Annotated in this window: 16 protein-coding genes; 8 read left to right on the top strand and 8 right to left on the bottom strand. The window is 44.0% G+C overall.

Going from position 1 to position 18,817, the window contains the following annotated elements:
- Nucleotides 1-53: 53 nt before the first annotated feature.
- The 3 genes from queG to ACEYCN_RS05555 all read right to left on the bottom strand — a co-directional run bounded on the left by queG (nt 54) and on the right by ACEYCN_RS05555 (nt 2,506).
- Nucleotides 54-1,175, bottom strand: a complete 1,122-nt coding sequence (gene queG / locus ACEYCN_RS05565; protein ID WP_373713308.1) for a tRNA epoxyqueuosine(34) reductase QueG — start codon at nt 1,173-1,175, stop codon at nt 54-56.
- Between the two features lie 172 nt (nt 1,176-1,347).
- Nucleotides 1,348-1,707, bottom strand: coding sequence for a TM2 domain-containing protein (locus ACEYCN_RS05560; RefSeq protein WP_373713307.1), 360 nt, complete (start codon nt 1,705-1,707; stop codon nt 1,348-1,350).
- Between the two features lie 70 nt (nt 1,708-1,777).
- Nucleotides 1,778-2,506 carry a glycerophosphodiester phosphodiesterase family protein gene (locus ACEYCN_RS05555; RefSeq protein WP_373713306.1) on the bottom strand — a complete coding sequence of 243 codons (729 nt, stop codon included), beginning with the start codon at nt 2,504-2,506 and terminating at the stop codon, nt 1,778-1,780.
- A 102-nt stretch (nt 2,507-2,608) separates the two neighbouring features.
- Here ACEYCN_RS05555 and ACEYCN_RS05550 point away from each other — a divergent pair, with 102 nt between their 5' ends.
- Complete coding sequence (locus tag ACEYCN_RS05550) at nt 2,609-3,010, top strand: hypothetical protein (protein WP_373713305.1); 402 nt, start codon at nt 2,609-2,611, stop codon at nt 3,008-3,010.
- A 48-nt stretch (nt 3,011-3,058) separates the two neighbouring features.
- Here the strand turns inward: ACEYCN_RS05550 and ACEYCN_RS05545 are convergent, their stop codons facing one another.
- Together ACEYCN_RS05545 and ACEYCN_RS05540 are read right to left on the bottom strand one after the other, a co-directional pair.
- A complete protein-coding gene (locus ACEYCN_RS05545; protein WP_373713304.1) occupies nt 3,059-5,740 on the bottom strand; it encodes a cation-translocating P-type ATPase in 2,682 nt (893 codons plus the stop codon).
- Nucleotides 5,741-6,025: 285 nt separating this feature from the next.
- Complete coding sequence (locus ACEYCN_RS05540; protein ID WP_373713303.1) at nt 6,026-6,412, bottom strand: DUF1934 domain-containing protein; 387 nt, start codon at nt 6,410-6,412, stop codon at nt 6,026-6,028.
- Nucleotides 6,413-6,519: 107 nt separating this feature from the next.
- Between ACEYCN_RS05540 and ACEYCN_RS05535 the strand changes: the two genes are divergently transcribed.
- From ACEYCN_RS05535 to ACEYCN_RS05520, 4 genes are read left to right on the top strand one after another with little or no spacing between them, the layout of a single operon-like run.
- Nucleotides 6,520-7,833, top strand: a complete 1,314-nt coding sequence (locus ACEYCN_RS05535; protein WP_373713302.1) for an HD domain-containing protein — start codon at nt 6,520-6,522, stop codon at nt 7,831-7,833.
- Nucleotides 7,823-8,632, top strand: coding sequence for a sugar-phosphatase (yidA, locus tag ACEYCN_RS05530; RefSeq protein ID WP_373713301.1), 810 nt, complete (start codon nt 7,823-7,825; stop codon nt 8,630-8,632). The genes ACEYCN_RS05535 and yidA overlap by 11 nt, the downstream gene beginning before the upstream one ends.
- Complete coding sequence (locus ACEYCN_RS05525; RefSeq protein WP_373713300.1) at nt 8,632-9,849, top strand: aminoacyltransferase; 1,218 nt, start codon at nt 8,632-8,634, stop codon at nt 9,847-9,849. Before yidA ends, ACEYCN_RS05525 begins: the two co-directional genes overlap by 1 nt.
- Nucleotides 9,846-11,078, top strand: coding sequence for an aminoacyltransferase (locus ACEYCN_RS05520; protein ID WP_373713299.1), 1,233 nt, complete (start codon nt 9,846-9,848; stop codon nt 11,076-11,078). Before ACEYCN_RS05525 ends, ACEYCN_RS05520 begins: the two co-directional genes overlap by 4 nt.
- 41 nt (nt 11,079-11,119) lie before the next feature.
- Here the strand turns inward: ACEYCN_RS05520 and ACEYCN_RS05515 are convergent, their stop codons facing one another.
- From ACEYCN_RS05515 to ACEYCN_RS05505, 3 genes are all read right to left on the bottom strand, one after another.
- Complete coding sequence (locus ACEYCN_RS05515; RefSeq protein WP_373713298.1) at nt 11,120-14,443, bottom strand: GBS Bsp-like repeat-containing protein; 3,324 nt, start codon at nt 14,441-14,443, stop codon at nt 11,120-11,122.
- A 76-nt stretch (nt 14,444-14,519) separates the two neighbouring features.
- Nucleotides 14,520-15,272 (bottom strand): triose-phosphate isomerase, encoded by a 753-nt coding sequence (gene tpiA / locus ACEYCN_RS05510; protein ID WP_373713297.1) that lies wholly within the window; start codon nt 15,270-15,272, stop codon nt 14,520-14,522.
- 82 nt (nt 15,273-15,354) lie between these two features.
- Nucleotides 15,355-17,238, bottom strand: a complete 1,884-nt coding sequence (locus ACEYCN_RS05505) for a GBS Bsp-like repeat-containing protein (RefSeq protein WP_373713296.1) — start codon at nt 17,236-17,238, stop codon at nt 15,355-15,357.
- Between the two features lie 189 nt (nt 17,239-17,427).
- Here ACEYCN_RS05505 and ACEYCN_RS05500 point away from each other — a divergent pair, with 189 nt between their 5' ends.
- The 3 genes from ACEYCN_RS05500 to ACEYCN_RS05490 are packed head-to-tail and all read left to right on the top strand — an operon-like array spanning nt 17,428 to nt 18,401.
- Nucleotides 17,428-17,997 carry a DUF3796 domain-containing protein gene (locus ACEYCN_RS05500; RefSeq protein WP_373713295.1) on the top strand — a complete coding sequence of 190 codons (570 nt, stop codon included), beginning with the start codon at nt 17,428-17,430 and terminating at the stop codon, nt 17,995-17,997.
- A 1-nt stretch (nt 17,998) separates the two neighbouring features.
- Nucleotides 17,999-18,217, top strand: a complete 219-nt coding sequence (locus tag ACEYCN_RS05495; RefSeq protein WP_029178733.1) for a helix-turn-helix transcriptional regulator — start codon at nt 17,999-18,001, stop codon at nt 18,215-18,217.
- Complete coding sequence (locus tag ACEYCN_RS05490; RefSeq protein WP_373713294.1) at nt 18,210-18,401, top strand: hypothetical protein; 192 nt, start codon at nt 18,210-18,212, stop codon at nt 18,399-18,401. Before ACEYCN_RS05495 ends, ACEYCN_RS05490 begins: the two co-directional genes overlap by 8 nt.
- Nucleotides 18,402-18,817: the final 416 nt, after the last annotated feature.

The following is an 18,817-nucleotide window of genomic DNA, read 5'->3' as shown; positions in this document are numbered from 1 at the left end:
CCTCATTCTTTCTTGACTGCGTAAACAGCCTTATCTTGTCTATTTTATCACATTTATAGCCCTTTGGCTAATTTGACAAATGCTGTCTGCTCTGCCAAAACATCCGGATGATCGCTTTGGAGATTCTCAATAAAGGCAACCATCTCCTCACTCGGCTCCTTGATTAGCTCTCCCAGTGCCCAGATAGCCGTTGCGGCATGGATGGGATTTTGTCCCTTATCGATGATTTCCAGCAACTTGGGAATGGCAGACCGATCATGGGCATTGGCCAAGGCAATGATGGCGTTGCGCTGCAGGATATTTTTGCCCCGCCAGGAACCAGCAATCAGCCCAAATTTCTCCTTAAACTGGCCATTGGAGAGTTCCAAAAAGGGAATCAGCTCCGGCTGGGCCAAATCGGGATCAATGTCCACCACAGGCGGACTGTCAATGCCCTTGTTGTAGGGGCAGCAAATCTGGCAGATATCACAGCCATAGATAACCGTCTTGATCTTCTTACGGAATTCCAGGTCCATCATGCCCTTGTCCTGGGTCTGAAAGGACAAACAGCGCCTGGCATCCATGGTCGAATCTCCCAACAGACAGGAGGTTGGGCAAGCCTCGACACAACGGTTGCAATCCCCACAGTCGTAATCAACAGGCTGATCTGGCTCTAGCTCTAGATTGGTGATTAATTCCCCTAGAAACATATAGGAGCCAAATTCCTTGGAGATCACCAGACCATTTTTCCCTATGAAACCAATGCCAGCCCGACGAGCAACGGCGGTATCTACTAGAGCTCCCGTGTCCACCATACCCTTGTATTCAAAGTCAGCTGTCAGCTCCTCAATTCCCCGAGCTAGACGCTCCAGCTTATCCTGAAGGATATAATGATAGTCCAACCCCCAGGAATTGGGCGTGATTTTCCCTCGACGATAGGCCGTTTTTGGGGGTTGTTGAGGAAGACGACGGGGATAAGCAACCGCAATAGAAATAATGGTCCTTGCCGAAGCCAGACTGAGTTTAGGATCCAGTCGTTCCTCGATATTTTTGTGCTCGAAGCCCGTCGTTCGCCCTTCTTCCACACCAGCCTTCAACGATTTTTCCAGATAGGCAAAATCATCTGCGGTGGTAAAACCAATTTTTGAAATCCCTATTTCTTGGGATAATTGTATAATTCTGTCCTTTAGATTCATTACTTTTATTCTAACAAAAAAGGAAGAAAAAGCAATGGAAACTAGCCTTTTCTAGCCACTGAGCAGAAAGGCATTTGAGTATTATAACAAAAAAAAGAGGGTTCTTGGTTACAGTTCCGTAACGATTCCCTCTTCTTATTACAATAATTTTACAATTTTGTTCAAACAGCTCTTAACCTTGGAACATCGTTGCTGCATTGATTGCATTGTTTAAGGTTTCGAAATTGGTCTGGCGTGTAGCCCCCATGATAAGAAACCAGTCAATCACGGGCCAAATCCCCAAGGTCATCCAAGATAAGAGCAACTTCGCAACGCCCAAACCAATATGACCGATATAGAAGCGATCCACACCCAAGTAGCCCAAGAAAATAGAAAAAATCAGGGCAGTTGTTGGACTCTTCAAATCTGCAGACAAAATGTAGGCTTTCTGGCTCTCAGTTAAGTTTTCCAATCGTTGACGAAGCATAGGAATGGCTTCAGGTGGTAAGTTACCAGCATTGGCTGCTAAATAGGAATCTGAAAAAACTGACATCATAATCTCCTTTTTTATTTATCTGTTTATTATACACATACTGGACTTCTTTGTAAAGAAGAAACCCAAACTAACTCACCTTTTCCTGATTACGTAATCGAATAGCGGTCTCTGGTTTATCCGTGATAATAGCTCTGACATTTGATTGAAAGGCCTTCTTCATCACCCTTTCGTCATTGACCGTCCAGAGACGCAAATGTTTTCTGGAGTGAAAGAGATGGTGAAAATACCACTTATGAGATAGATGTAGGCTTGTTATCCAAGGCATAAACCGGCCTACAAAAACCAAAAAATGACTCTTTTTGACCAGATAGGCCACTTCTGCTTCAGGATCAAGCCGGTGCATGCGAAGAAGAGCCCACAAGCTAAAAGAAGAGTACATCACTTCAAAAGGCCAATCTTTCTTGTCCAACAAGTCCTTGACCTTCTGCTCCATACCTGGGTACGGTTCTTTGCCCGTTTTCAGCTCGATATTGAGACAGCCTTTGAATTCCTTTTCCTCCAGCAGTTCAAAAACTTCCAAAAGAGTTGGAATCTTTTGTCCCGCAAAGACCACATCAAACCAAGCCCCCGCATCCAGTTCTTTCAAGTCTGCTACAGTCATCTGACTGACCAGGCCACAACCATCTGTCGTTCGGTCTACTGACTCATCATGAATGACCACGACTTCTCCATCCTTACTGAGATGAATATCCAACTCAATACCATCTGCACCGACACGAACTGCCTCTTCAAAGGCAGCAAGTGTATTTTCTGGCCGGTTAATTCGACTGCCCCGATGGGCTACAATCTCTGTCATAATCTCTCATTTCTCCTCATTTTCTACATTGTATCACATTTTCTAAAAAATTTAATGCTGTCTATCTTCTCCTGTGATATAATAAGAAAAAGAGGTGATAATATGGCTGTGACCATTCTGCGAAAAACAGGATTTTTCGGATCATGGGGAAAACTATCTCTGCTAGCACAAGAGGAAGAAATAACGACCATTTCCAATGGACAAACGGTAACTTTTGATTTACCTACCTACCCAACCTATCTCAGTATCAAGGGCGATCCCAAGTCTGCAATCTTGGTCAGTGACCATCAAAAATACATCCTTTGCAGCCATCCGCTCTTTATCTGGGCACAAGTTCTAGCCTTTAACCTTCTTATCCTCAGTACGTTTATTCCAAACCCGGCTATCAAAATTATTTTGTATATCCTCTTTATCACCTTAATGGTCAGCCTGTACTTCCTACTTCCTCACTATTGCTTTAAGCCCTTAATCGGGCCAAAAATAAAGATAAAAGAGTTTTGTTGATGAAAGCGCAAAAAATCCCGAATAGAAGATTCGGGATTTTTATTTCGATTAGATGGCTTTTTCATCCTGTCCCAGTGCTCGTTGCACAGCCTTAACAGCTTCAACAAGGACAACCATGAGGATACTTCCGATGACAACAACCAACCACTGTGTTGGTGTCAAGACTGACACGTGGAAGAATTTGTTAAATCCTGGAAGGACAATGGTAATCATCAAGAGGACAAAGGCAATTGGAATCGACATATTGAACAGGCGATTCTTGAAGAGACCAACCTTGAAGATGGACTGGTAAACTGACTTAACGTTAAAGGCATGTACCAGCTGGATTAAACCAAGAGTTGCATAGGCCATTGTCAGCGCATCTGCATGCATCAAATGGTATTCCGTATGTTCTGGGAACTGAAGACCGAACCAGTAAACACCCAATACCAAGAGAGTTTGGAAGGCACCTTGGTAGAGGATTGCTTCCATAACTCCTCCGTCGAAGAAGCTAGATTTGCGTCCACGAGGCTTGTGGGTCATCACACCTGGCTCTGCAGGTTCCACACCAAGGGCGATAGCTGGAAGAGTATCTGTGACCAGATTGATCCACAAGAGGTGAACAGGCTCCAGAACATCCCAACCAAAGAGGGTTGCCAAGAAGATGGTAAAGACTTCAGCCATGTTGGCAGACAAGAGGTACTGAATCGTTTTCTGGATATTGGAGAAGACCTTACGACCTTCTTCGACTGCTACGATAATAGTGGCAAAGTTATCATCTGCGAGGACCATATCTGAAGCACCTTTGGACACTTCGGTACCTGTAATCCCCATACCGATACCAATATCAGCTGTTTTCAGGGATGGTGCATCATTGACACCATCACCAGTCATGGCAACAACTTTACCTTCATTTTGCCAAGCTTTCACGATACGCACCTTGTGCTCTGGAGATACACGAGCATAAACAGAGTATTGCTTGAAGACTTTTTGGAATTCTTCATCGGAAAGCTCATTGAGTTCTGCACCGGTGAAGACATGGTCTTCTGTATCATTCTCATCGATAATCCCCAAGCGCTTCGCAATAGCTTCTGCTGTATCTTGGTGGTCACCAGTAATCATGATAGGACGGATACCTGCTTCTTTAGCAACTCGAACAGCTTCCTCGGCTTCTGGACGCTCAGGGTCAATCATACCAACCAAACCTGAGAAGATCAGGTCAGCTTCCACGATTTCTGTTTCCAGAGTTGGAATGACATCAGTATATTTATATGCCATCATAAGGACACGAAGGGCTTGTTTGGCCAATTCCTTATTGGTACCAAGAATGGCTTCACGATCCGCATCCGTAATTGGACGGACAGTTCCATTTTCTTCAATTTGGGTGACTCGCTTGAGCAACTGGTCAGGAGCTCCCTTAACCGCAACAAAGTAGTTCCCGTCAGCTTGTTTGTGAACGGTGGACATGAGCTTACGGTCTGAATCAAATGGCAACTCTGCCACACGTGGCTCAGCAAGCAAAGCTTCACGAACATCAAAGGTATGGTCCAAACCGTACTGAACAAGGGCTGTTTCAGTTGGATCACCAATCAACTTACCAGACGGGTCAACTTTGGTATCGTTAGCAAAGTTCATGACACGCAAGGTATTATTATCCATGGCAATCTCTGCACCAGATGAAATCAACTGACCGTTGGTGTAGATTTTTTCAACCGTCATCTGATTCATGGTCAAGGTACCAGTTTTATCAGATGCGATAATTTCTGTTGAACCTAGTGTTTCTACTGCTGGCAATTTACGAACAATTGAGTTTCGTTTTGCCAGAACTTGAGTCCCCAAAGAAAGGACTACTGTTACGATGGCTGGCAAACCTTCTGGAATGGCTGCAACTGCAAGAGCGACAGCTGTCATCAAACCTTCCAATGGTTTTTGACCACGGAACATTCCCACAGCGAAAGTAACTGCTGCAACTGCAAGAACAACATAGGTCAAAACCTTAGATAATTGATGTAGGTTTTGTTTGAGAGGGGTATCTGTTTCATCAGCATTTGCCAGCATACCTGCGATATGACCAACCTCGGTGTACATACCTGTATTAGTGACAACACCTGTACCGCGACCATAAGTAACATTGGAGTTTTGGTAGGCCATATTGACACGGTCACCGATACCAGCATCTGCTGCTACTTCGATAGACAAATCTTTCTCAACAGGAACAGATTCACCAGTAAGGGCTGCTTCTTCGATCTTCAAAGAGGCTGCTTCCAGGAGGCGCATATCAGCTGGGACCACATCCCCAGCTTCCAAGAGGACGATATCTCCTGGCACCAACTCTTTGGAATCAACTTCAACCACATGCCCATCACGTCGAACACGCGCCAATGGGCTGGACATGGACTTGAGTGCTTCAATGGCTGCTTCAGCTTGACCTTCTTGGTATACACCAAAGGCTGCATTGAGGACAACAACGGCCAAAATAATAATAGCATCTGTCAAACCATGCATTCCTTCTGTGATAACAGAAAGTGCTGCGGCTGCCAAAAGAATAATAATCATCAAGTCCTTGAATTGATCCAAGAACTTCATGAAGAGGCTGCGTTTCTCACCCTCATCCAATTCATTGCGGCCATATTCTGTCAGACGTTGCTTGGCTTCAGCCTTGGTCAAACCATCTGCGCTCGTCTCCAAGCCAGACAAAACCTGGTCTTTAGACTGTGTATAAAACAGTTCCTTTTTTTGTTCTTTCGACAAAGTACACTCCTCCTAGTCTCTTTTTTCATGAAAAAGAGACCTGTTTGATTAAAACAAGTCTCGCTGTTTAAGATTATGCCGGAAATGGTTGATTTCGTAATGACGACATAAACGCAATTTTTAGCTGTTTCAAAAATTTGGGTTTTCTTTTTCTCCAGAAAGAGAAAACCAAACTCTAGTTCAGGCCAAAAACTACTAGCTACTCCCTCGATTTACTTTAAATTATAACAAAATGAGGGAATTTTTCAAGAAGAAGGCCCCTTGAAAACGTTTTACAAAGGTAACTCATCCCCACCTAATCTCCATTTGGTAGGAGGCAAAAATGCCATCACCTTCTAATTGTTTGAGGTCATAGTGGAGCTCTAGCCTCTGATGGGTGTGATCTAGATGGTAGTGTTTGGTATCTGTCACAAAGTGTTGGAGACCAAGTGGGGTATGAAGAGCCACAATGGACTCTTTTTCCGGCATAAATCGCATGATGGACTTGGGATTGGAAAAGCGGGTCATGACTAGTTCGGCGGTATCACATTTGATGACGGTCTTTTCCATTTCTTCGTTGATGAAGATGAGATAGAGATGACCATTTTTACTTGTAGCTTCAACTGGATAAGATTGGTCCACCACTTCCATCTGACCATCCAGTTGGATTTCATTTCGTAAGCGAATCTGCATAACTGTCCTTCCTTCTTAAAACTATTATAAGCTAAAAGGCCGGTTTCGTAAATCTTTGAGCCTAGCAATCTTTTCATTTTTTCCCTAATCTTTGCTATAATAGAAGAATGATTGAAAAAGTATTTCGTGACCCTGTTCACAATTATGTTCATGTTGACCATGAAGTCATTTACAAACTCATCAATACAAAAGAATTTCAGCGACTGCGCCGCATCAAACAACTAGGTACGACTTCCTATACCTTCCATGGTGGTGAGCATAGCCGCTTTTCTCACTGCCTTGGAGCCTATGAGATTGCTAGACAGATTACCAAAAAATTTGAAGAAAAATATCCTGAGACCTGGAATAAGAGCGAATCACTTCTGACGATGGTAACTGCCCTCCTTCACGATATTGGACATGGGGCCTATTCCCATACCTTTGAGCGTCTCTTTGATACAGACCATGAAGAGATGACTTGCGCCATCCTGACCAATCCGCAGACAGAAGTCCATGCCGTCCTCAAACAGGTGGCGCCTGATTTTCCGGACCAGGTAGCCAGTGTCATTCGCCACACCTATCCCAACAAGCAAGTGGTCCAACTGATTTCCAGCCAGATTGATGTGGATCGGATGGACTATCTGCTGCGAGATTCTTATTTCACAGGGACCAATTATGGCCAGTTTGATTTGACCCGAATCCTACGGGTTATTCGTCCGACAGAGACTGGTATCGCCTTTCGTGAATCCGGTATGCATGCAGTGGAAGACTATGTGGTCAGTCGTTACCAGATGTATATGCAGGTTTACTTCCACCCAGCCAGCCGCTCCATGGAAGTCCTCTTACAGAATCTGCTCAATCGCGCCAAGGTCCTCTATGCAGCCGAAAAGGATTTCTTTGCCCAATCTTCACCCAGACTACTGCCGTTCTTTGAGCATCGCTTTACCTTGAACGATTACTTGGCTCTGGACGATGGGGTTATGAATACCTATTTTCAGAGCTGGGTTGATGGACCAGACCGAACCCTATCCGACTTGGCCCAACGTTATAGCAATCGAAAAGTCTTTAAATCTGTGACCTTTGCAGCAGAAGACGAAGATAAGCTGGATATTCTCCGCAATATTGTGGCGGATGTTGGTTTTGACCCTGAGTATTATACTGCCGTCCACCATAATTTTGACTTACCTTATGATATTTATAGACCTCGTGCTACCAAAAAACGGACACAGATTGAGATGATCCGCAAGGATGAATCTTTAATCGAACTTTCCCAACTATCCCCTATCGTTGCCTCTCTTTCAGGCACCATCCATGGAGATAGCCGTTTCTACTTCCCAAAAGATATGCTGGAAGAAACAGGAATTTTCGCTGCCAAAAACGAAGAATTTTTAAGCTATATCCACAATGATCACTTTAGCCCAGGAGAAAAAAATGAAGATTAAACTTGTAGCTGTTGACCTAGATGGGACTCTTTTGACGGATAATCGTGACATCACGCCCCAAGTCTTTGATGCTGTCCAAGATGCTAAAAAGGCTGGTGTCAAGGTCGTCATCGCAACAGGCCGCCCTATCAGCGGTGTGCAGAAAATATTGAAGGACCTAAAATTGACAGATCCAGGCGACTATGTTATCACCTTCAATGGTGGCTTGGTTCAGGATGCCGCAACTGCAGAAGATGTGGTTAAAGAAACCCTATCTTACGATGACTATCTGGACATTGAATTACTGGCTCGAAAACTGAAACTTCCCATGCATGCCAGTACCAAGCAAGGCATGTATACCGCCAATCGCAACATTGGTAAATACACCATTTATGAGTCAATGTTGGTAGATTCTCCTGTTTTCTACAGGACACCTGAAGAAATGGCCGACAAAGAGATTGTCAAAATCATGATGGTTGATGAACCAGACATCTTGGATGAAAAAATCAAGCTCATTCCGCAGACTTTTTTCGACAAGTACAATATCTCCAAATCAGCCCCCTTCTATCTGGAAATCACGCCAAAAACAGCCAGCAAGGGGAAAGCTATCCAGTACCTAGCTGAATACCTAGGACTAACCTTGGACCAAACTATGGCAATCGGAGACCAGGAAAATGACCGTTCTATGCTAGAGATGGTTCACAACCCCGTTGTCATGGAAAATGGCACAGCCGAACTCAAGAAGATAGCCAAATATATTACCAAATCAAATCAAGAAAGCGGCGTAGCACATGCTATTCGCGAGTGGGTACTAGACTAATGTATGCTTATAAAATTGGAATCTCTGCGGAAGAACACGATCAGTTTGTCAAAAATAGCTCGCAGACTAACCTCCTCCAAAGCAGTTCTTGGGCCACGGTCAAGGACGACTGGGGCAATGAACGCATCGGCTTTTACAAGGATGAAAAATTAGTGGCAACAGCTTCCATCCTCATTCGCCCGCTACCTCTGGGCATGACCATGTTCTACATCCCACGTGGTCCTGTCATGGATTATCTAAATCAGGAATTAGTGACCTTTGTTCTAACCAGCCTCAAAAAACTGGCTAAACAAAAACGAGCCCTCTTTATCAAGTTTGACCCTTTTATCCTCTTTCAGCACCATCAGATAGACCAGGAAGCTGTTCAAAATCCTGATGCAGAGACCATCGTCCGTAACTTGCAAACCGCAGGCTGCGAGTGGGTGGGCCGCACGACAGATATGGTAGAAAATATCCAGCCCCGCTTTCAGGCTAATATTTATGCCAAGGATTTTTCGGAAGCTAACCTGTCCAAAAAAATCCGCCAGTCTATCCGAACTGCCAAAAATAAGGGCGTTCAGGTCCGATTTGGGGCCCATGAACTTCTGGCTGATTTTGCTGATTTGATGAAAAAGACCGAAGACCGCAAATCCATCCATCTAAGGGGCATTGATTACTACCGCAAGCTCCTGGATGCCTACCCACAGCAATCCTATATCACCCTGACAACCCTCAATCTCAAAAATCGCCTGGCAGATTTGGAACAAGAACTGGAGACAGCCCAAAAGGCCCTTGCAAACTATCCAGAAACAGTCAAGCCAAGCAAAATCGACAATACTAAAAAGGACATCGAGCGCCTGACCGATGAAATCAACTTCCTCCGTGAGGAAATGAAAAACGGTAAAGAAACAGTGGCCCTATCAGGCACTCTGGCTCTCGAATTTGGCAGCACTTCTGAAAATATCTATGCCGGTATGGATGAGCACTTCCGCCGCTATCAGGCCGCTATCTATACCTGGTTTGAAACAGCCAACCATGCCTTCGAGCGTGGAAATGACTGGCAAAACATGGGCGGTGTCGAAAATGATCTTTCTGGTGGACTTTACAGTTTCAAATCCAAGTTCAAACCTGAAATTGAAGAAATGATTGGGGAATTCAATCTACCTGTTAGCCCCCTTTACAAACTATCCAATCTTGCCTATACCATCCGCAAGAAATTGAGGAGTAAACGCAAATGACCTTGAAACAATTAACCCTGGAAGAGTATGCTGATTTTCTCCAACATCAAAAGGACTACTCCTTCCTCCAAACTCAGGAAATGGCCAAGCTCTTAACCAAAAAAGGAATGACCGTTCACCCCATGGCCCTGATTACGGATGGCCAAGTGAAGGTCGCTGGCCTACTTTATAGCATGCCCATGACTGGTGGACTTCACATGGAAATCAACTCTGGTCCTGTCATTGCTGATGAAGCCTATCTGACTGATTTTTACAAGGGAATCCAAGATTTCGCTAAGAAGAATGGAGCGCTGCAGCTCATCCTCAAGCCCTACCAAACCTATCAAAGCTTTGATGGACAAGGTCAGCCCACCAGTCCTGAAAAGCCCGAGCTGATTAGCCAACTAACCAGCCTGGGCTTCCAATTTGATGGTCTGCAAACAGGATACCCAGGCGGCGAGCCGGACTGGCATTATGTCAAGGATTTATCCAACTTGACCCAGGAGACCCTCATCGCTTCCTTCAGTAAAAAAGGTAAACCCCTGGTCAAGAAAACCAATAGCTTTGGCATTAAGATTCGAGCCCTAAAACGCCATGAACTAAGTCGTTTCAGCAAGATTACAGCTGCTACTTCTGACCGTCGAGAATATCAGGACAAACCTTTGGACTACTATGAAGATTTTTATGATAGCTTTGGGGATAAGGCTGATTTTCTCATGGCCAGCATCAATTTTCAAGATTACCATGGTAATCTGCTGGATGGACAGGCTAAATTACAGGAAAAATTGGCCCTGATTCAAACTGATCTGGACAAGATTCCAAATTCCCGCAAGAAACAAAATGAGCATCGTGAGATTTCCAGCCAGATTGAGACCTTCACCGTTCGCCTAGCAGAAGCCAAAGACTGGATGATTCAATATGGTACCGAAGACATCGACTTAGCAGCCAGCCTCTTTATCTATACCCCCCAGGAAATGGTCTACCTCTTCAGTGGTTCCCTGACAGAATTTAATAAATTCTATGCCCCAGTTGCCCTTCAGGAATACGCCATGCGAAAGGCTCTGAATTTGAAGATTCCTTTCTACAATTTCTTAGGTATTCAAGGCACCTTTGATGGTTCAGATGGTGTCCTACGCTTCAAACAGAACTTCAATGGTTCTATTGTTCGCAAGATGGGGACCTTCCGCTATTACCCCAATCCGCTTAAATTTAAGATTCTACAAACCATCAAAAAACTCTTGGGAAGATAAAAAGGATTGAAACAGCCTCTGTTTCAATCTTTTTCTACTGTTTATTGGGTAAACCGACCCGTATAGTCAATGTTTAAGTCAAAATAAGGACGATTTTGCAAAAGAAGCGCTCTGGATGTGAACTGCCAAGCAGCTGCTGCTGCATAGTAAGCCATCCGGCGAGCTTGTTCGATTGGCATTCCATTAATATATGGATACTGGGCCACCCAAAAATTACTAAGACCAAATTCTCCTGTTTTAATCGGACCAGAGTAACCTAGATTGTTTACATCAATCCAACTAGCCCCTGTATAATGAATCAGGTTATTGTAACCAAGGCGTCGCATTTCAGCTTCCCAAGCCTTCATATTGGCATTAATATTGTCTCGGCTCTTATATTCTTCAATATCATTGACCATCACGATATTTTTAGCCAAGCCCAGCCTCTTCGCAGCATCTGCAAAGTAGCGAGCTTCCTCTTGCGCAGTGCTGGTTGAGGTGAAGTGTGAATAGTGGTAAACAGACACTTTCAAACCAGCAGCCTGAGCATTTTTAATTTGGTCAGGAGCGTAGGGATTGAAGTAGCTAGTACCTTCTGTCAATTTTACAACAACACCATAGATACCTTGTACTTTAAGAGCATTGTAGTCTGCGACAGATAGATACCCATTGTGACTGCTAATATCAATAAAGGCTTGACCTGTTTTCTTGGTAAAGGTCACATTGGCAGTTGAGGTGCCGACACCGTACTGCTGACCACCACTATCAATATAGACATGGGCATTATAGGTACCTGTTTCATAGCGGTGGTTGCCCAAACGGATTGTCGCCTGGTAGTCACCGTTTGGCTGTCTGTATGCCTCATACCAAATGATATCATTTTGTCCGTTAACGCTGGACCAAACCGGCACTTGCACCTTTGTCACGCCTGCAGGTGCAAAAATATTGGACACAATAACATTGAAATAACCGTAAGTATTGTCAATATTTTGGATAGAAACCTTGGCACTGACACCTGTCTGAGAAATGGAAACAGCTGTTTTGGTCTGAGCCACTCCCACCAGGCTGCCATCTTTTTGCTTGAGGTAGGCATGAACATGGTAAATACCCGAATGATATTTGTGATTTCTAGCTTCAACAGTTACCTTGTAGGTTCCATTGGCCTGTTTAATCGCTGTGTACCATTGAATATCATCCTGGCCATTCATATCAGACCAGACTGGTACTTGCACCGCCTCCAATCCTTTTGGAGCCACGATACCAGAAACAATGATGTCAAAACTTCCCACCACTTGATTCTGATTGCTAAAGGTCACATTCCCAGCTGCATCCCCTTCTGGAAGGGTAAATTTCGTACTGGTAATCCCTTCAGTTTGTCCATTTTTATAGTTAAAATAGAGGTGAACTTGGTAGTCTCCACGACCATCCTTATGATTCTTACTATCCACAGTCAAACGATAATTGCCATCTGCCTGCTTGGTGGCTGTATACCAGCGAATATCATCTTGACCACCTGCCTCTGTCCAAATTGGAACTTGCACATGCTGAATCTCAGAAGCAAAAACAGCTTTTGAAATCACAACATCAAAGGTTCCTGCCTGGCGATTGATATTTGCAAAGGAAATCTGGGCAGATGATTTTGTACTTAAGGTTGCAGTTGTTCCTGTGATACCAACCAGTTGGCCATTGGCCAGTTCATAATAGAGATGAGCTTGGTATACTCCCAGACCATTTTTGTGGTTGGATTTTTGAATGTTGACCTGATAAGTTCCATCTGCCTGCTTGGTGGCTGTGTACCAGCGAATATCGTCCTGACCGCCTGCTTCTGTCCAGACAGGAACCTTGACCGATTTGATGGAGGTAATAGCCGAAACATTGGAAATAATTAAGTCAAAACTGCCGGCTTGCTGATCGAGATTGCTCACTTTGATGCTTCCTTGATTGGATAGACTAGTTTGAGTCGTTGCAACCCCTTCAATCTGACCGTTACTGTATTCGTAGTAAAGATGAACTTGATAAATGCCAAGACCATTTTTATGATTGGAAGTTTGGACGGTCGCCTTGTAGGTCCCATCAGCCTGACGGTTGGCCACATACCAGCGGATATCATCCTGGCCACCAGCTTCCGTCCACACTGGAATTTTGACGGATTTGATAGACTGAGAACTCTTTACATTAGAAACGATAACATCAAAACTACCCTTACTAACATTTTGATTGGCAATGCTTAAACGTCCTGTCGTTGGGAGAGTTAGAGTTGTCTGAGCTGTTGCAATCCCCTGTGTTGGAGCATTTTGGAATTCATAGTAAAGGTGAATATTGTACTCACCACTTCCATTTTTATGGTTTTTCTTATCAATGGAAACCTTGTAGGTCCCATCAGCCTGACGAGTGGCCGTATACCATTGAATGTCATCCTGACCCCCTTCTGTTGTCCAAACTGGAACCTTGACAGCCTTGATGGTAACAGGACTAGCCACTTGTTGAATGATGACATAGAAAGTACCTGCACTATGATTAACATTTTGGATACTGAGTTTTCCGCTCGCTGACAAAGTTGCTGTACTTGAGGTCACACCAATCAAATGACCACTATTATCTTCATAGTAGAGATGGATATTGTAGAGTCCCATCTCATTTTTATGGTATTTTTTGTCTATTTTGACCTTATAGGTTCCATCAGCCTGACGGTTAGCTACATACCAAAAAAGATCATCTTGTCCATTTTCCTCCGTCCAAACAGGTAATTTTACCGTACGAATCCCTGATGTATTGGAGAGATTATAAACGGTGATATCAATGGTACCAGCTGCTACATTAGGTTGAATTTTAAGATTGCCTTTGGCAACTTCCTGAACAGCCTCAAAAGAAGATGTTTCTTGAATTGGAGTTTCACTGGTGGTAGTCGCCGCAGAAGTCGATTCACCGGTGGTCATCTGACTAGTTGTCGTTGTTTGAAGCTGACTTGTTGTAGATGAGTCCACCTGCCAATCAAAACTGTAATCCTTTAATTCATATACCGCGCCAGTTTGGTCAATTGCCTCGATATCTACAAAATATTTCTTACTGCCAATGAACGTCTCACCCTGAAAAACAGCTACAAATTGACCACTTTCATCTATGCTGAGAGGAACTTCAACCAAATCTGAATAGTCTTCCACGGTCCAGATTCTTGCCTTGACAGATTGGAAAATACGGCCTTCCGTTGCAAAACGGAGCTTGGCCTGACCGCCTTCAAGACCAACGGTTAACTGACCAGCATTCTCTGTCTGATTTTGTAGGACCAGCTTGGCTGGCTCAGCCGTAATAGTATCTGCTTGGACCATTTGCCCAGTGAGTAAGGCAGAAATAATCCCACCCAGATACATCCATTTCCTAAATTTCAATTTTTTCTCCTCTACCGCTGAAAAAACTCCTAGCTCTAAAGTTAGAAGTTTTTTTCGTTATATTTTTTTGATTTATTTAGAAAGTCAACAGTGCCAAGAAGCTTGCTGGTTCAAGGGAAGCACCTCCGACAAGGGCACCATCCACATCTGGACAAGCCATGTATTCAGCTACGTTTTCAGGTTTTACAGAACCACCGTATTGAACACGAACCTTATCTGCAACTTCTTGACCAAAGTCCGCTGCAACAACATCCCGCACTGCTTTACACATCTTTTGCGCATCTTCTGAAGTAGCTGATTTACCTGTACCAATCGCCCAGATTGGCTCATAAGCGATCACCAGTGAAGCTACTTGCTCAGCTGACAAATCTTTCAAGGCTGCAGAAACTTGAGCACCAACAAAATCAACTGCTTTACCAGCTTCGTAAGTTTCAAGAGACTCACCACAGCAGATGATTGGAGTCATGCCATTTTTGAAAATGGCGTGAGCTTTTTTGTTGATATCTTCATCTGTTTCATGGAAATAGTCACGACGTTCTGAGTGGCCAATGATAACATAGTCCACTTCAAGTGCTGCAAGTGTTGCAGGACTGTTTTCACCAGTGAAGGCACCAAAATCTTCAAAGTAGCAGTTTTGGGCTGCAACTTTCAAGTCAGTTCCCTTCACACCTTTTTTCATCCCTTCGATGAAAAGCGCTGGCGAACCAATAACAGTTTCTACCACATCTGATGAAGGAATTTGATCTTTCACTGCTGCAACAAACTCACGAGCTTCAGCTGCAGTTTTGTTCATTTTCCAGTTACCGGCAATAATTGGTTTACGTGACATTTCACATACCTCTTTTTTATTTATTTTACAAACTCTATTGTAGCACATTTTCAGGAAATATTAAAGTCTATTCTGACTGAATTTAATAACCTCCGCCAGCAACTCCAAAATATTCCTCCAAAGACAAGCCGCTACGGTAAATGTCTGCTGCTTCTGGACCAATGTAGCGAATATGCCAAGCCTCCGCCATATAACCTGTAATCCATTCCTTACCCGCCTGGTAGCGAACAATAAAGCCATATCTGTGGGCATTGTGAGCTAACCAGTGTACAGCATTTGGCTGGGCCAGAAGACCGCCACCCGTACCAAACACATCAAAGGCAAGACCTGATTGGTGTTCACTATAACCTGGTCTAGCTGAAAAGCGGTCCGCTGCTGCTTGTCCATATTGGCGAACATAATTCCAGTAAAGTCCATGCTGGGTCGAATAACTCCTAAATCCGCTATAGGAATAAGAAATACCAAACCCCAAAGCACGCATCTGATTGGTCAAAGCATTAAAGGCGGCTTTGGCAGTCGGATTTTCCCCGGGATTATAGGCCGCATTGATTGGATGCTTTTTATTGATGATAGGTATGTAACCATATTTGCCGTGAATTTGATAGTAGTTGCCATTATACTGCAAACCATCAAAAGGCATGTTAAATCGTTGAGTACCGATTCCCGTCTGCTGTCCGTTCGCAGACCTGATATAGGCATGAACATGGTAGAGTCCCTTTTGATACCGGTGATCTGCGATGTAAATGGTGGCTTGATATACACCATTAGCCAGACGTTTGGCAGCATACCACCTGATATCATCCTGACCCCTCGTTTCTGTCCATACAGGAATGGAAACTTCCTTGATGCCATTTGGTGCGAAAATATCTGTCACATACACTTCAAAAGTTCCACGCTGGCTATTGATATTTTGGACGCTGACCTTCCCTTCGGCTATCGATTGTCGTATTTGCACCGTATGCTGGGTAGAAGTGATGAGAACATCCCTGTTTTCAAGAGTTTTATAGTAAAGGTGGATGTAATAAGTTCCTCTGCTGTACTTATGATTCCGTGCTTCTACTCTCACACGGTAAGTTCCGTTTGCTTCTGGTTTGGCTTCATACCAAGCCAAGTCATCCTGTCCCTTTTCCGCAGACCAAACAGGAACCAAAACAGATTTCAGCCCCTTTGGACTGGAAATCCCTGAAATCCGAACATCAAAACTTCCTTTTTGATGATTAACATTTTCAATCGTTATTTTGCCCGATAGTTTTCCATTATTTGGCGGAAGTGGCTGACCGGGTGCTCCTAGGCCATAGAAAGCTATGCCCTCTTGCTGCCACCCTCTGGAACCTAAGACCTGATACTCTTTGGTATCAGTTGTGTAGAGATGTCGCTGTAAACCTGCATGATAGAGACGATAGATGGGCTGCTGACCATAGGAACGAAATGCTTCGCCTTCTTTCTGCCAACCTCGATTGCCTAAGAGCGCGTATTCATTGGTATCCTTGGTGTAGAGATGGATTCGTAAACCAGGATGAAAAAGACGGTAAACCTTTTCACCTTGAGATAAGGATGTCTTCCAGGCAACGCCCTCTTGTTGCCAGCCACGCCCACCAAGCACATTGTATTCATTGGGATCCTTGGTATAGAGATGAACACGTAATCCCGGGTGGTAAAGGCGATAAAGGAACCTGGTTTCAGACGATGAATTTTCCTCCACAGCCTCCTCTGTTGTTTGTGGTTCCGTCTCAACTTCCTTGGTTGTAGCCGGTTCTGACAATGTAGTTGACACCATTTCCTCACTCGGCAAGGTTTGCTCAGAAATGGTTGTTGTATCCACAGGCAATAGTTCCGTCTGCTCCGTTCGTTGACTGGTTTCCATAGTTGTTGAAAGATCCTCTGCGACAACAGTCACCGAAACCAAGCTCAGTAAAACCACTGAGTTCAGGCTAAGTAAGAAGAGAAATTTTCTTGCTGTTTTCATCACAATCACCTCCTAATACCTTTATTATACCAAAAGTGAGCGCTTTTACAAGATGTTATAAAAAATTAACATTTTCCTTGACAGAATGATTCCTGTGTGATATATTTATAACAGAAAGAGTTAGAAATAAATAACATTTTTAAAAAAATAATTAAAACTAGCTCAAAAAAATAATAAAGGATGATTCTCATGCTTAAAAAATTTGTCTGGCCTCTGGCCTCCCTCATCTTAACTGGGGCTATCTGGTTTCTGACGCCCGCTTCCGAGCCGACTTGGATAAAAAACAGCATCTTTACTGGCTTTCTGATCTACCTGCTCCTTCTCTTCCTCTTCTTCTCCAAACTTCCCAAGCCAGACCCAGAAACATTCTATTTTGGTTTGACTGAAAAACTCTATACGGTGACACTCCTTGGTGCCATGGGAATCTATGGTAAAGGCATCTGGGTCATCACTCCCGCTACAAATCCTAGCTGGATCAAGGATGTCTTCCTAGGATTTGGACTCTTCTTGTTGATGGCTTTCTTCCTCTACTTTGCTTTTAAAAAGGTGGACGAGAAGCCAGACGATCGCTTCTATACCAATCTGGCCAAGGCCGCTTGCCTGACCCTGGGCCTTGTCCTTCTTAGCCTGATGATTCTCACTATCATCACCTTCTTCCAACCATTCACTCTCAAGGCTGGCATGATCCTGATTTTCAGCGCCGCCATGATTCTAGCCTTTGACTTTGCCTTTTTCTTCTTTGAAAAGAGAGGTGGTTAAGATGGCCAATATCATCACCAATCTCAAAGAATACCGAAAAGCAAAAAAAATCAGCCAACAGGAACTGGCTCAACTGGTCGGTGTCCGTCGGGAAACCATCGTCCATCTGGAAAATAACCGCTACAATCCCTCTCTCGAGATGGCCTTGAAAATTGCGGAAATTTTTGATTGCCATGTCGAAGAACTCTTTCAACTTAAAAAGGAGGCAGAAAATGACTAAATCCATGACTTGCTCCTATTGCGGAGCTTCCGACACCATTCTGTGTAAACAGCCACACGGCTATTCTAGCGTAACGCTTGCGGATAAAAAAATGGCCTTTAACGGTCAAACTCTCTACCTTGAAATCTGCAAAAATTGCGGCACCGTGGTTCGTTCCTTTATCAATGAACCTGAAAAATTGTAGAAAAGGCAAAAATCCCTAGAACAGAAGTTCTGGGGATTTTCTACTTTATCATCTAATTCAGCTACGCCCGCTGGGCTTGCAATCACTAAGGGTTTCAAGGTACCTAGTTCTCACCTGCGTTCGAACTGCATCAACATCTCTAAACTCTACGGCCCTTTCAAGGGCCTAATCGTTCTATTTTTAGGGAACGCTGTTCTCACCTACGTTCGAACTGCATCAATGCCCCTAAGTTCTGCTGCGCCCGATGGGCTTGCAATCACTAAGGGTTTCAAGGTACCTAGTTCTCACCTACGTTCGAACTGCATCAATGCCCCTAAGTTCTGCTGCGCCCGATGGGCTTGCAATCACTAAGGATTTCAAGGTACGCTGTTCTCACGAATGTTCGAACTGCATCAATGCCCCTAAGTTCTGCTGCG

The organism is Streptococcus sp. (genome assembly GCF_041802885.1).
Lineage (GTDB): Bacteria > Bacillota > Bacilli > Lactobacillales > Streptococcaceae > Streptococcus.
Note: the sequence above shows the minus strand (reverse complement) of the source record. Positions and strands in the feature narration are given on the sequence as shown.

Excerpts from the sequence above, each read along its gene's own strand:
- ACEYCN_RS05525 (WP_373713300.1), top strand. The coding sequence starts at position 8,632 with ATGTATGCTTATAAAATTGGAATCTCTGCGGAAGAACACGATCAGTTT.
- ACEYCN_RS05520 (WP_373713299.1), top strand. The coding sequence starts at position 9,846 with ATGACCTTGAAACAATTAACCCTGGAAGAGTATGCTGATTTTCTCCAA.
- tpiA (WP_373713297.1), bottom strand. The coding sequence starts at position 15,272 with ATGTCACGTAAACCAATTATTGCCGGTAACTGGAAAATGAACAAAACT.
- ACEYCN_RS05550 (WP_373713305.1), top strand. The coding sequence starts at position 2,609 with ATGGCTGTGACCATTCTGCGAAAAACAGGATTTTTCGGATCATGGGGA.
- ACEYCN_RS05540 (WP_373713303.1), bottom strand. The coding sequence starts at position 6,412 with ATGCAGATTCGCTTACGAAATGAAATCCAACTGGATGGTCAGATGGAA.
- ACEYCN_RS05500 (WP_373713295.1), top strand. The coding sequence starts at position 17,428 with ATGCTTAAAAAATTTGTCTGGCCTCTGGCCTCCCTCATCTTAACTGGG.
- ACEYCN_RS05490 (WP_373713294.1), top strand. The coding sequence starts at position 18,210 with ATGACTAAATCCATGACTTGCTCCTATTGCGGAGCTTCCGACACCATT.
- ACEYCN_RS05535 (WP_373713302.1), top strand. The coding sequence starts at position 6,520 with ATGATTGAAAAAGTATTTCGTGACCCTGTTCACAATTATGTTCATGTT.
- yidA (WP_373713301.1), top strand. The coding sequence starts at position 7,823 with ATGAAGATTAAACTTGTAGCTGTTGACCTAGATGGGACTCTTTTGACG.
- ACEYCN_RS05560 (WP_373713307.1), bottom strand. The coding sequence starts at position 1,707 with ATGTCAGTTTTTTCAGATTCCTATTTAGCAGCCAATGCTGGTAACTTA.
- ACEYCN_RS05555 (WP_373713306.1), bottom strand. The coding sequence starts at position 2,506 with ATGACAGAGATTGTAGCCCATCGGGGCAGTCGAATTAACCGGCCAGAA.
- ACEYCN_RS05505 (WP_373713296.1), bottom strand. The coding sequence starts at position 17,238 with ATGAAAACAGCAAGAAAATTTCTCTTCTTACTTAGCCTGAACTCAGTG.
- queG (WP_373713308.1), bottom strand. The coding sequence starts at position 1,175 with ATGAATCTAAAGGACAGAATTATACAATTATCCCAAGAAATAGGGATT.
- ACEYCN_RS05495 (WP_029178733.1), top strand. The coding sequence starts at position 17,999 with ATGGCCAATATCATCACCAATCTCAAAGAATACCGAAAAGCAAAAAAA.